At 65.5% G+C, this 13,012-nt stretch carries 8 protein-coding genes; 4 read left to right on the forward strand and 4 right to left on the reverse strand.

What is annotated here, in order from left to right:
• Nucleotides 1-26 precede the first annotated feature (26 nt).
• Nucleotides 27-1,226, reverse strand: a complete 1,200-nt coding sequence (locus VSX79_RS09240; RefSeq protein ID WP_326913194.1) for an AI-2E family transporter — start codon at nucleotides 1,224-1,226, stop codon at nucleotides 27-29.
• Between the two features lie 195 nt (nucleotides 1,227-1,421).
• On the opposite strand from VSX79_RS09240, the gene VSX79_RS09245 reads away from it, so the two are divergent.
• From VSX79_RS09245 to VSX79_RS09260, 4 genes are all read left to right on the forward strand, one after another.
• Nucleotides 1,422-2,423: a hypothetical protein gene (locus VSX79_RS09245; RefSeq protein ID WP_326913195.1), complete on the forward strand. Its 1,002-nt coding sequence runs from the start codon at nucleotides 1,422-1,424 to the stop codon at nucleotides 2,421-2,423.
• An 11-nt stretch (nucleotides 2,424-2,434) separates the two neighbouring features.
• A complete protein-coding gene (locus VSX79_RS09250; RefSeq protein ID WP_326913196.1) occupies nucleotides 2,435-2,899 on the forward strand; it encodes a hypothetical protein in 465 nt (154 codons plus the stop codon).
• Between the two features lie 74 nt (nucleotides 2,900-2,973).
• Nucleotides 2,974-4,038 (forward strand): DUF11 domain-containing protein, encoded by a 1,065-nt coding sequence (locus tag VSX79_RS09255; RefSeq protein WP_179496078.1) that lies wholly within the window; start codon nucleotides 2,974-2,976, stop codon nucleotides 4,036-4,038.
• 68 nt (nucleotides 4,039-4,106) lie between these two features.
• Entirely contained in the window at nucleotides 4,107-9,218 is a 5,112-nt protein-coding gene (locus VSX79_RS09260) for a hypothetical protein (protein ID WP_326913197.1), read from the forward strand.
• A 90-nt stretch (nucleotides 9,219-9,308) separates the two neighbouring features.
• On the opposite strand, the gene VSX79_RS09265 is transcribed toward VSX79_RS09260, so the two are convergent.
• The 3 genes from VSX79_RS09265 to VSX79_RS09275 are packed head-to-tail and all read right to left on the reverse strand — an operon-like array spanning nucleotide 9,309 to nucleotide 12,947.
• Nucleotides 9,309-10,622: a dihydrolipoamide acetyltransferase family protein gene (locus VSX79_RS09265; RefSeq protein WP_326913198.1), complete on the reverse strand. Its 1,314-nt coding sequence runs from the start codon at nucleotides 10,620-10,622 to the stop codon at nucleotides 9,309-9,311.
• Nucleotides 10,623-10,626: 4 nt separating this feature from the next.
• The gene (locus tag VSX79_RS09270) at nucleotides 10,627-11,631 is read right to left on the reverse strand and encodes an alpha-ketoacid dehydrogenase subunit beta (protein ID WP_179497354.1); all 1,005 of its coding nucleotides are present in this window, start codon (nucleotides 11,629-11,631) and stop codon (nucleotides 10,627-10,629) included.
• 20 nt (nucleotides 11,632-11,651) lie between these two features.
• Nucleotides 11,652-12,947: a 3-methyl-2-oxobutanoate dehydrogenase (2-methylpropanoyl-transferring) subunit alpha gene (locus tag VSX79_RS09275; RefSeq protein ID WP_326913199.1), complete on the reverse strand. Its 1,296-nt coding sequence runs from the start codon at nucleotides 12,945-12,947 to the stop codon at nucleotides 11,652-11,654.
• Nucleotides 12,948-13,012 lie beyond the last annotated feature (65 nt).

Here is a 13,012-nt window from a genome sequence, read left to right on the forward strand (position 1 = left end):
GCCAATATGGCCCTCGCCCCGACCTGTCAACCGTCGCTTTCATCTTGCGTGCGATTTAATCGATCGCGTACCTCGTCAGTCGTGGTCAGCGTGCCATGCTCGAAAAGGAAACCCGCAAGATCGGGCGTTCCGGTCGACGCGAGCACCGTTTGCAGAATCAACAGCAGCGGCACCGCGAGCAACGCGCCCGGCGTTCCCCACACCCATCCCCAGAAGCTCAGGGACACGAGAATCAGCAGCGGGTTGATCGTAAGGCGCTTGCCGAGCACGAGGGGCGTGATCAGGTTCGCCTCGACCAGATGCACGCCGATGAAGATCAGCGCCGGCAGCAGCGCGAGTCCGACCGCGTCGAAGGTCATCAACCCGCCGAGCCCGAGCAACACCGCAGCGACGATCGGCCCCAGATAGGGCACGAAATTGCAAATGCTGACGATCCCGCCCCACATGAAAGGCGACGGCATCCCCAGCGCCCAGAGCAGCAGCGCGACAGAAAGGCCGAGAATCGCGTTGATCATCGTGATGGTCGCGAGATAGTCGGCGGTCGCATCGACGACATTCTGGATCACGCGCGCGGTCTGCATCGCGCCGTCGAAGCTCCCGCGCCGGCGGATCGTGCCCTTACGCAGCCGCGTCCAGCCCGCGAGGAAGAAGAAGATGACCAGCACGGCAAAAAAGAGCTGGATCGCCGCCGAGGGCGCCGACGAGATGAAATAATCGACGACCGAGGTCGGCGCGGTCGCGGCGACCGCTTGCGCCGTCGCTTCGGTCCCGCTGGCAACCGACGTCAATGTGCGATCGACGAAGCGTTGCAGGGTCGAATAAAAGTCGATGAGCGGCGCAAGATTGCTCTGGATGCGCGGAATCGATTCGGGAACGCGCGCAAACCAGCCCGTTGCCGGCACGACAATGATTGCGAGCGCCGCATTGATGATCGCGAGGAAGGTGGCGAGCGCAAGAAATGCCGCAAGCGCGGAAGGGATGCCGCGTCGTTCGAGCCATTCGAGCAGCGGAACGAGCGCGATCGCGATCACGATCGCGGCGGTAAGCGGCAGGAAGAATTCCGCACCGGCTTGCAAGGCGAACGGCAATCCGAGGCAGAAGGCGGCGCCAAGGATCAGCGCGAGCGCGGCAAGCAGCCGGTCGCGGCGGAAATCGTCAATCTCGATCTGCTGCAGTGGATTGACGCGCGGCGGACGCACATCCTTGCTGCCCCGGTCCTCCGCCACCCCGCTTCTCCTTGTTAACCGCCTCACCTTACGCGTGCTTTACCTGCCGCGCCAGCCGCCCCGTTTCGTGCCGTGCAAGAACCGGGCCTGTCCCTATTTGGAGCAAAACGCGCTTTTCTACCTGCTTTTTAACCAGAAATTACCCTTTATCGGCGACTGAGGGCTCCAAGGACCAACCTTTTCGGAGTCAAAATGATGATGATAGCGCCTGTGGGGGGCGCGAAGCATCGGCTTCTTCCCTCTTGTTCGACCATTGCCTTGCTGGCCGCGCTTGCGCTGCCGGTCCAGGCCCAGGCAGCCGGCACACGCGCTGGCTCGACCATCAGCAACACCGCATCGGCCAGCTTCGACACCGGCGCCGGCTCGACGACCGTCGATTCGAACCGCGTCGACCTGCTCGTCGACGAATTGCTCGACGTGACCGTCGATTCGAGCAACCCAGCCGAGGTGCCGACGACGCCGGGCGCGACGGGCCAGGTGCTCACCTTCTCGGTCACCAACAACGGCAACGGCGTCGAAGCCTTCGGCCTGACGACGATCGCCAACGCCGGCGGCGACAATTACGATCCCGTCATCACCCAAATCTATCTCGACAATGGCGACGGCCTCTTCGATTTCGGCACCGACACGCTTTATGCGGCGGGCGCGAACGATCCGTCGCTCGATCCCGACCAAGGGATCACCGTCTTCGTCCTTGCGACGACGCCGGGAACCGTGGTCGATGGCAATCGCGGCATCGTCAGCCTTGTCGCCGCCGCAAAGACGGGCACCGGCACGCCGGGCACCAGCTTCGTCGGCGAGGGTGAAGGCGGCGGTGACGCCGTGGTCGGATCGACGGGAGCCGACGGCGAGGACGCCGGAACGTTCCTCGTGTCGGCTGCGACCGTGACGCTCGTCAAATCGGCGGTCATCACCAACACGCTGAACACCGCCGACCCGATCCCCGGCGCAACGATCACCTATACGATTGTTGCCACCGTCGCGGGCAGCGGCTCGGTGAGCGGCCTCGCGATCACCGACGATATCCCGGCGGACACCAGCTATGTTCCGGCGTCGATCAAGCTCGGCGGCAGCGCGCTTTCCGACGCGGCCGATGCCGATGCCGGCGACTATAATGGCACGCGGATCAACGTCGCGCTCGGCACCGTCGCGGGCGGCCAGACCCGCACCGTCACCTTCCAGACCATGATCGACTGATGGAGATGCGTATGCGCACCGGCCTTTTCCTTTCGCTCGCCGCCCTGCTGCCCGGTCCCGCGCTCGCCGCGAACCAGGTCGCGCTCGACAATCATGTGTTCATCGAGCGTGTTTCGACCGACACCGAGGGCAAGCAACGCATATTGCTCGAAGAACCGAAAGTCGTCGTTCCGGGCGACCGCCTTGTTTTCGTTCTCAACTATCGCAACGCCGGCGCGCAGCCGGCCGACAAATTCGTCGTCACCAACCCGATGCCCTCGGCGGTCCGCTTCGCGGACGCCGGCGACACGCGCCCTCTCGTCTCGGTCGATGGCGGCAAGCAGTGGGGACTGCTCGCCGACCTCAGCGTTCTGATGGAGGGCGGCATGCGCCGCGCCGCGCAGCCCGCCGACGTGACGCATCTCCGCTGGGCTTTCCAGAAGCCGATCCCGGTCGGCGGCACGGGCAAGCTCATGTTTCGGGGAGTCGTCAAATAGCGAAGTGACATAAACCGCTTAACGGTCGCCAGCGGTGGGGAAACGGCGGCCACATAAAGCCCAGGAGCTCAGCTATGACCAGCAAGCTGACTTATATGGGTGCCATCGGTCTGACGGCGCTTTCGAGCGTCGCCGCCGTGCCGGCTTTTGCCGCCGGCACGACCGCGGGCACCACGATCACCAATACCGCCACCGTCGACTATCAGGTCGGTGGCGTCGCGCAGGGCCAGCAGTCGGCGTCAAACAATTTCACCGTCGACCGCAAGATCAACCTGCTTGTGGAGGAAGTCGGCACCGTCACGACCAATGTCGTTCCGGGCCAGACCAACGCCGTCACGACGTTTCAGTTGACCAACAGCTCGAACGAAGTGCTCGATTTCGCGCTCGTCGCGTCGCAGATCGCTGGCGGCACCGCCGCGCATGGCGGCACCGACAGCTTCGACGCGACCAACGTCCGCATCTATCGTGACAATATTTCGTCAGGGATAGTGGGCAGCTGGGACGCGGGTGACACGCTGATCACCGGCTATGTCGATGAACTCGTCGTTGATACCGCAATCCGCCTTTTCGTCGTCGCCGATATTCCGGCGGCGCTTGCCAACAACGCCGTAGCGGGGGTCACGCTCCGCGCGACCGCGCGCGAAGGCGGGACGTCGGGCAGCCAGGGTGCGGCGATTACCGAAACCGCCGGCGCGAACACCGCGGGCAAGGACACGGTGTTCGCCGATACGGCTGGCGTGACGGGCGACGCGGCGCGCGATGGCTCGCACAGCGACAACGACGACTATACCGTGCAGACGGCGACGCTCACGGTCACCAAGACCAGCCGCGTCATCTCCGACCCGTTCAACAACACGACGAACCCAAAACTGATTCCCGGCGCGGTCGTCGAATATTGCATTGCCGTCGCCAATTCGGGCAGCGCCGATGCGACGTCGGTCGCCATCAACGACCCCGTTCCGGGCCAGTTGACGTTCAATGCGGGCACGATCCTGCTGAACGGCACGGCCACGGCGGGAACGTGCAATGCCGACGGCGCGGCGGGTGGCAGCTATTCGGCGCCCAACGTGTCGGGGACGATCGCAACGGTCGCCGCCGGCGCGACGCGCACGCTCGTATTCCGCGCCACGGTCAACTGACCACGTAACGGACGGGAGCAGCGCGCGCGCCGGGACAACCGGCCGCCGCTGTTCCCTTCGGGGCTGGCATGGCGATCCGCGACACATCTCTTGGCCTTTTGACCGCACTGGTTGCGGCGGTGCTGCTGCCTGCGGCACCGGCGGCGCGCGCGCAGGTGATCACGAACACCGCTTCCGCCGAATGGACGCATGACGGCCATCGCGGCGAGGCGCTGTCGAACCGCGTCGACGTCACCGTCGTGCCCCGTCCGCCGGAGCCGCCGAGCATCGCGACCTATCGCCTGACGAGCGGCGGCGGCGATCGGTCGGTGCCGCTGGCGCCGACGCAATGCGGGCGGGCGGGCGGTATCGGGGCGCTCAGCACCGCGGCGGCGGCAGCGGCAGCGATCCCGCTGGCCGGTGTCTATGCCGGGATTTCGACTGCCCCGGCATCGCTGCAGCGGAGCGACAGCTTCCGCGCCGGCGAAATGCTTGTCGTCGGCGTCACCTTCGCCGCCGCAAACCGCGACCCGCAGGCGCGCGATACGCTGCCCGTCGTCATCGAACTCGAAAATGGCGACCGCGAATCGATCACCCTTACCGAAACGGCCGCGAACAGCGGCGAATTCGTCGGCTTCATCAATACGATCGGTGTGCCGCCAGCCGTGACGCAGGGCGATTGCCGCCTGTCGGTCGAACCCGGCGCGCCGCTGACGCTGCGCGTGTCCGATCAGGCGGACGCGAGCCTGGTCGCGCTCGCCACGATCGACTTCCTTGTCGATCCCTTCGGCATAGTGTTCGACAGCGGCGACGGAGCGCCGGTGGCGGGAAGCCGCGTGACGATCGTCGACGCCGCAACGGGCCAGCCGGCGAAGGTGTTCGGCGACGACGGCGTCTCGGCCTACCCCTCCAGCGTCATCACCGGGCAGCGCGTCACCGATTCGGGCGGGACGGTCTATGACTTTCCGGCGGGCGACTATCGCTTTCCTTTTCTCGCACCGGGCGCCTACCGCCTGGTCGTAGAACCGCCCGCGCCGTTCACCGCCCCGTCGGCGTCGAACCCAGCCGAACTCGCCGCCTTTCGCCGCCCGGACGACGGCCAGCCGTTCACGATCAACGACGCGAGCTATGGCCGCAGTTTCACGCTGGACAGCCCCGCCCCGGTGCGCGTCGACATTCCCGTCGACCAGCCCGGCCTGCCGCTGGTCCTGCGCAAGACGACCTCGACGCAGGTCGCGGTGCCCGGCGACGTCATCCAGTATCGCATCGAGCTCTCCAATCGCGACACCCGCCGCGCCACCGGCGCGGTGACGGTGCGCGACGTCCTGCCCGCCGGGATGCGCCTGCGCGCCGATACCGTGCGGGTCGACGGCGTTCGTGTCGATGCGGCCGTCGAGGCGAATGGCCGCGCGTTCGCCGTCACGCTGCCCGGAATCGCGGCCTCGCGCTTGGCGCTGCTCACCTATCTGGCCGAAGTCGTCGTGTCGGCGCAGCCGGGCAATGCCCTCAATCGCGCATCGGCGACGGACAACCGCGGGACGACAAGCAACGTCGCCGAAGCGACGATTTCGATCAAACGCGACCAGCTCGGCGACCGGATGACGATCATCGGCCGGATCACCGACGGCGGCTGCAGCATCGATCCGGGCAAGGCCGGCGGCATCATGGGCGTGCGCGTGATGCTCCAGGACGGCAGCTACACCGTCACCGACCAAGATGGCCGCTATCATTTCGAAGGCGTGCGCCCCGGCCTGCACGTCGCGCAGATCGATCCTTCAACGCTGCCGCTCGACCGCGAGGCCGTCGATTGCGCCCGCTCGACGCAAAGCGCCAGCAGCGCCATTTCGCGCTTCGTCGAAGGACGCGGCGGCGCGCTGAAACGCGCCGATTTCCGTGCGATCGCCAGCACGCCGCGCGCCGCGCCGAACCTCACCACCATCACGGCGCCGACAGTTCTGAGCGATCCCGAAGCCGCCGGCGCCGGTCGCGACTGGCTCGCGGGTCAGGCGCCGGGCATCGCATGGCTCTTTCCCGAAATCGACCATAACCCCCGCGCCAAGGCGATCCGCGCCGCGGTGAAGCACGCCCCCGGCCAGACAGTGTCGCTCCGCGTCAACGGCAAGGCAGCCGATCCGCTGACCTTCGAGGGCATGAGCAAATCCGCCGACGCCAGCGTTGCGGTGAGCCTGTGGCGCGGCCTCGAAATCCGCGAAGGCGAAAATCGCCTCATCGCCGAAGTGAAGGACGCGGGCGGCGTCACCGTCGAAACGCTCGAACGCACCGTCCACTATTCGATCACCCCGATGCGCGCGACGCTGATCCACGAAAAATCGGTGCTCGTCGCCGATGGCGTCACGCGCCCGGTGATCGCGGTGCACCTGACCGACCGCGACGGCAAGCCGGTTCGCGCCGGGCTGACGGGTGATTTCGTCGTTCCCGCACCCTATTATCCGGCGGTCGAAGCCGATGCGCAGCAGGCGCGCCAGCTCGCGGGCCTTGAACGCGCGCAGCCGGTGTGGAAGATCGATGGCGACGATGGCATCGCCTATATCGAACTCGAACCGACGACCGCGTCGGGCACGCTCGCGATGGATTTCAACTTCCGCGACGACAAGGTGACACGCAAGCAGACGATCGAAACCTGGCTCGATCCGGGCAACCGCCCGTGGACCGTGGTCGGCTTTGCCGCCGGAACGCTGGGCTATAACACCCTCGACGACCGGATGGAGCCGGTAGCGGAAACGCTCGACGATCTGAACGCAGACGCGCGGCTTGCGCTCTATGCCAAGGGCCGCGTGCGCGGCAAATGGCTGATGACCCTCGCCTATGACAGCGACAAGGACGAGGACGACGCGCGGTTCGGCGGCGTGATCGATCCGCGCGCCTATTATACGATCTACGCCGACCGCAACGAGACGCGCTACGACGCCGCCTCGGTGCGCAAGCTCTATCTGCGCCTTGAACGTCCGCAATTCTATGCGATGTTCGGCGATATCGAGACGGGGATTTCAGAGCCCGAGCTCGCCCGCTACCAGCGCGCGCTCAACGGCGGCAAGGCCGAGTATCGCGGGCGCAATGTCGCCGCGACCGCCTTCGTCGCCGACACGCCCTATCGTTTCCGCCGCGACGAGATCCAGGGCAACGGCCTGACCGGTCCGTACCAGCTCGGCGCGAAGGATATTTTGCCGAACAGCGAGCGCATCGTAATCGAGACGCGCGACCGGCTGCACAGCGAGCGCATCGTCGACAGCGTCAGCCTGTCGCGCCATGTTGATTATGACATCGACTATCTGTCGGGAACGATCCGCTTCCGCGAACCCGTGCTCAGCCGCTCGCCCGCCCTCGACCCGCAGTTCATCGTCGCCGAATATGAGACGGGCGGCGTCGGCCAGCGCGTGCTCAACGCCGGCGGGCGCGTCAGCTATCAGTCTAACGACGAAAAAATCCGCGTCGGCGCGACCTTCATCCACGACGAGGACGGCAACGCCAGGACCAACCTTGGCGGTGTCGATGCGCGCTATCGCCCCAATATCGACACCGAAGTCCGCGCCGAACTCGCGATCAGCGATGCCAAGGCCCAGAATGGCAGCCCCGTCGCGACCGCGGGCAGCGCAAAGGCGTGGCTGGTCGAGGCCGAGCATCACAGCAGCAATATGGATATTCTCGCCTATGTCCGCGAGCGCGAGGCGGGCTTCGGCGCCGGCCAGCTCAATCGCGGCGAGGACGGCACGCGCAAGTTCGGCTTCGATGCGCGCCTCCGCGCGACGCGCACGCTGTCGCTGACCGGCAGCGCGTGGCAGGAAGATTATCTCGACACCAATGCGCGCCGCCGCGCCGCGCGGGTGCTAGCCGAATATGACAATGGCACCACCGTCGCGCGCGCCGGCCTCACCCATGCCGACGACCGCCTGACCGATGGCACGCAGAACCGCTCGAACATCGTCCAGCTCGGCGCGACGCAACGGATGTTCGGCAAGCGCCTCGAACTCGACGCGCAGACCGAATATGCCTTGGGCGGCGAGGATGCCAGCGTCGATTTTCCGACCCGCCACCGCCTTGGCGCGCGCGTCGTGATCAACCGCGACGTCAACCTCGTCGGCAGCTATGAAATCGCCGACGGCGATACGGTCAAGGCGCGCACCGCGCGGCTCGGCTTCGACCTCGCCCCTTGGTCGGGCGCGCGCCTGCTCGCCACCGCAAACCAGCAGGAGATCGGCGAATATGGACCGCGCAGCTTCGCCGCCTATGGCCTGTCGCAGTCGCTGAAGCTTGGCGAGCGCTGGTCGGTCGATGTGTCGGTCGACGGCAACCGTACCATCGGCGGCATCCGTGCGGGCGACGTGCTTAATGTCGACCAACCTGTCGCATCAGGCGGTTTCCTCGGCACGGGCGGCACGCTCACCGAAGATTTCCTCGCGATCAGCAGCGGTGCAACCTACCGCGCCGACCGCTGGACGCTCACGGGCCGCGCCGAATATCGCGACGGCGAGCTCGCCAACCGTTATGGCCTGACGCTCGGCGGCCTCCGCCAGCTCGGCGAAGGTCGCGCGCTCGGCGCACTCTTCACTTATGCCAAAGCAAGCGGCAGCGGCACGACACCAACGACCGAGGTCATCAACTTCGAAATGAGCTGGGCCCACCGCCCCGCCGATTCGCGCGTGTCATGGCTGGGCAAGAGCGAATTCCGTTCGGACAAGGTGCGCGACGCTGTTGCGGGCCGGCCCGGCCCGATCGGCGGAACGCTGACGATCGACGGGGATGCGACAAGCCGCCGCTTGCTGGGCAGCCTGTCGGCCAACTGGACGCCGCTCGGCACGCGCGGCGAAGGCGGCATGTGGTACGAACGCGCCGAGATCGGCCTCTTTTGGGGCACGCGCTATAATTTCGACCGCTTCGGCGCCGATGACGTCAAGGGCTGGTCGAACCTGATCGGCGCCGACTTTCGCTTCAACCTCGGCGAGCATGTCGATGTCGGCGCCTCGGGCACCGTGCGCGTCGGCACCGATGCCGACACCGTCAGCTGGGCCGGCGGCCCGACGGTGACGCTGGCGCCGATGAAGAATGCCAATATCACCTTCGGCTATAATTTCGCGGGCTTCCACGACCGCGATTTCGAAGACGCGCGCTTCTCGCGATCGGGCGCCTATGTGACCTTCAAGCTGAAGTTCGACCAGACGAGTTTCGCAGGGTTGGGGCTTTAAATAGCTCGTCATTGCGAGCGTAGCAAAGCAATCCAGGACGGCATCAACCGCCCTGGATTGCTTTGCTACGCTCGCAATGACGAAATAGGATCAATCCGCGAACAGCAAAACCGGCGTTTCGATCAGCTTCTTGAGCGCCTGCACATAGCTCGCGGCATCCCAGCCATCGACGACACGATGGTCGCAGCTGATCGAGAGGTTCATCAGCTTCGCGCGGCGGATGTCGTCGCCGTCGAACACAGGGCGCTCGACGATCTTGTTCGGGCCGATGATCGCAACCTCGGGCCGGTTGATCACCGGCGTCGTCGCGATCCCGCCAAGCGGGCCCAGCGAGGTGACGGTCAGCGTGCCGCCGGTCAGTTCCTCGACCTTCGCTTTCCCGGTGCGCGCGGCTTCGGCAAGGCGCGTGATCTCGCTTGCGAGCTGCCACACATTCATGTCCTGCGCGTCGCGGATCACCGGGACCATCAACCCGGCATCGGTCTGCGTCGCCATGCCGAGATGCACCGCGCCATAGCGCGTCACCACGCCGCCTTCGTCATCGTAGCGCGCGTTGATCATCGGGAACTCAGGGATCGTGCGGCAGATTGCGACGATCAGGAAGGGCAGCATCGTGAGCTTCGGACGGCCGCCGCGATTGGCGTTGAGGTCGGCGCGCATCTCTTCGAGCGCGGTGACGTCCATTTCCTCGACATAGGTGAAGTGCGGGATCGCGCGCTTCGACGCCGCCATATTCTCGGCGATCTTGCGGCGCATCCCGATGACCTTGATCGGCTCGTCGGCGCGGGCGCGGCTGGCGCCCGGCGCATGATAGCCCTGCCCGCTGCTATAGCGAAGGAAGGCGTCGAGGTCGGCGTGGCGGATGCGGTCGCCCTCGGACTGCACCTGACCCAAGTCGACGCCCAGGTCCTTGGCGCGCGCGCGGACAGCGGGCGAGGCGAGGACAGGTCTATCTCCCCTCCCGCTTGCGGGAGGGCTCGGGGGAGGGCTTGTTTCGGAAACTGCCGGAGTGGGCTCAACATGCCCTCCCCTAGCCCCTCCCGCAAGCGGGAGGGGGACTGCTTCCGCAACCGAAATCTCCTCGGCACCCGGCGTTTCCGCCTCGATCTGCTGTTCGACCGGTGTGTCCGCAGGCGGTGCTTCCACTTCGCCTTCACCGTCGCCGTCCGTCTCGATCACAGCAAGCGTCGAGCCGATCGGGATAAGATCGCCGACCTCGCCCGCCAGTTCGACCACCACGCCCGAAACGGGCGATTCCATTTCGACGGTCGCCTTGTCGGTCATCATGTCGGCAAGCTGCGCGTCCTCCTCGACGCGTTCGCCTACACGCACATGCCAGGCGACAATCTCGGCCTCGGCAATGCCTTCGCCGATGTCGGGCAGACGGAATGAATAGCGGGCCATGGCGTCAGTCCTTCAAAATCTTGGTGAGCGCGGTCGCGATGCGCACCGGGCCAGGGAAATAGGCCCATTCGAGGCTATGCGGATACGGCGTGTCGAAACCGGTGACGCGTTCGACCGGCGCTTCGAGATGATAGAAGCAGCGTTCCTGCACCAGCGCGGCAAGTTCGGCGCCGAAGCCCGAGGTGCGCGTCGCTTCGTGGATGATCAGGCAGCGGCCGGTCTTCTTTACCGACGCCTCGATCGCGTCGATGTCGAGCGGCAGCAAGGTGCGCAGGTCAAGGATCTCTGCGTCGATGCCCATTTCCTCGACGATTGTCTTGGTGACATGCACCATCGTGCCATAGGCGAGGATGGTCAGCGCCTCGCCTTCGCGCACTGTCGCGGCCTTGCCGAGGTCGATGCGGTAATAGCCCTCGGGCACCGCGCTCGCATCATGCTTCGACCAGGGCTCGACCGGGCGGTCGTAATAGCCGCTGAACGGACCGTTATAGATGCGCTTGGGCTCAAGGAAGACGACCGGGTCATTGTCCTCGATCGCCGCGACCAAAAGACCCTTGGCGTCATAGGGGTTCGACGGAATGACCGTCTTCACGCCGCAGATATGCGTCATGATGCTTTCAGGCGACTGGCTGTGCGTCTGACCGCCGAAGATGCCTCCCCCAAACGGGGTACGCACCGTCATCGGGCAGATAAAGTCGTTCGCCGAGCGATAGCGCAGCCGCGCCGCTTCGCTGACGAGCTGGTCAAGGCCGGGATAGATATAGTCGGCGAACTGGATCTCGGGGACCGGGCGCAGTCCGTATGCGCCCATCCCGACCGCGACCCCGATGATGCCGCATTCGTTGATCGGCGTGTCGAACACGCGTGTCTTGCCATGCTTTTTCTGAAGACCGGCGGTCGCGCGGAACACGCCGCCGAAAAAGCCGACATCCTCGCCCATGACGACCGTATTGGGGTCGCGTTCGAGCATGACGTCCATCGCGCTGTTGATCGCCTCGATCATGTTCATCGTTTTGGTCTCGTCCGCCATCATTCGGGCTTCCAGTCGGGGCCGAACTTGGCCTCTTGTTCGGCGAGCATCTGCGCGCATTGTTCCTTGAGGTGCCAGGGCATGTCCTCGAACACATCCTCGAACATCGTCTCGAACGGCTGGTGCATGCCGTGCCCCAAGATGCCGAGCTTTTCCGATTGCTTCTGGGTCATCTTGACCAGGTCGTCGAGCTCTTTCGCCTGCGCCTCGTGACGCGCTTCATCCCATTCGCCCAGCACGATCAGATGCTGCTTGAGCCGGGCAATCGGGTCCCCGAGCGGCCAGGCGGTCGCTTCATCGGCGGCGCGATAGGCGCTGGGGTCGTCGGAGGTGCTGTGGCCTTCGCTGCGATAGGTGAAATGCTCGATCAGCGTCGGGCCGTTGTTGGTCCGCGCCCGGTCCGCCGCCCATTGCGTCGCGGCGTAGACCGCGAGCGGGTCGTTGCCGTCGACGCGCAGTCCTGCAATGCCGTAACCGACCGCGCGCGCCGCAAAGGTCGTGCGCTCGCTGCCGGCAAAGCCCGAGAAGCTCGATATGGCCCACTGGTTGTTCACGACGTTGAAGATGACCGGCGCGTTATACACCGTCGCAAAGGTCAGCGCCGAGTGGAAGTCGCCCTCGGCCGACGACCCCTCGCCGCACCAGACCGTCGCGATCCGGCTGTCGCCCTTCGACGCCGACGCCATCGCCCAGCCGACCGCCTGCGGATATTGCGTCGCAAGGTTCCCCGATACGCTGAAGAAACCGTGTTCGGGCGCCGAATACATGATCGGCAACTGGCGGCCGAGGAGATGGTCGCCACGATTCGAATAGATCTGGTTCATCATCTGGATCAGCGGATAATCCCGCGTAATCAGGATGCCCTGTTGGCGATAACTCGGAAAAACCATGTCGGTCCGGTCGATCGCCATCGTCGAGGCGACCGAGGTCGCTTCCTCGCCCGTGCACTTCATATAGAAGCTGGTCTTGCCCTGCCGCTGCGCCCGGAACATCCGGTCGTCGAACGCGCGGGTGAGCATCATGTTTCGCAACATCGCGCGAAGCCGCTCGGGCGAAAGCCGGGGATCCCACTGGCCTTTCGCCTGCCCGTCGAAATCGAGCACGCGAACGAGGCCATAGCAAAGCTCGCGCATCGCGTCGGGCTTGGTCGCCTCGCCGGGGCGCGGGGTCGCATCGACGGCAGGAACCTCGATATCGCCAAAGTCCGGCGTATCGCCGGGGCGATAGCGCGGCTCCGGGATGTGAAGCGACAGCGGCGGCAAATTGCGCGCCGGACGCTGAGGCGTCTCAGGCATATCTTCTTCCCTTCGGACGCGAATCGCGCACCTAGTTATATTTCAACGTGACGACATATTATTAC

The organism is Sphingopyxis chilensis, assembly GCF_035930445.1.
Classification (GTDB): Bacteria; Pseudomonadota; Alphaproteobacteria; order Sphingomonadales; family Sphingomonadaceae; genus Sphingopyxis; species Sphingopyxis chilensis.

Excerpts from the sequence above, each read along its gene's own strand:
- VSX79_RS09250 (WP_326913196.1), top strand. The coding sequence starts at position 2,435 with ATGCGCACCGGCCTTTTCCTTTCGCTCGCCGCCCTGCTGCCCGGTCCC.
- VSX79_RS09270 (WP_179497354.1), bottom strand. The coding sequence starts at position 11,631 with ATGAACATGATCGAGGCGATCAACAGCGCGATGGACGTCATGCTCGAA.
- VSX79_RS09260 (WP_326913197.1), top strand. The coding sequence starts at position 4,107 with ATGGCGATCCGCGACACATCTCTTGGCCTTTTGACCGCACTGGTTGCG.
- VSX79_RS09265 (WP_326913198.1), bottom strand. The coding sequence starts at position 10,622 with ATGGCCCGCTATTCATTCCGTCTGCCCGACATCGGCGAAGGCATTGCC.
- VSX79_RS09255 (WP_179496078.1), top strand. The coding sequence starts at position 2,974 with ATGACCAGCAAGCTGACTTATATGGGTGCCATCGGTCTGACGGCGCTT.
- VSX79_RS09275 (WP_326913199.1), bottom strand. The coding sequence starts at position 12,947 with ATGCCTGAGACGCCTCAGCGTCCGGCGCGCAATTTGCCGCCGCTGTCG.
- VSX79_RS09245 (WP_326913195.1), top strand. The coding sequence starts at position 1,422 with ATGATGATAGCGCCTGTGGGGGGCGCGAAGCATCGGCTTCTTCCCTCT.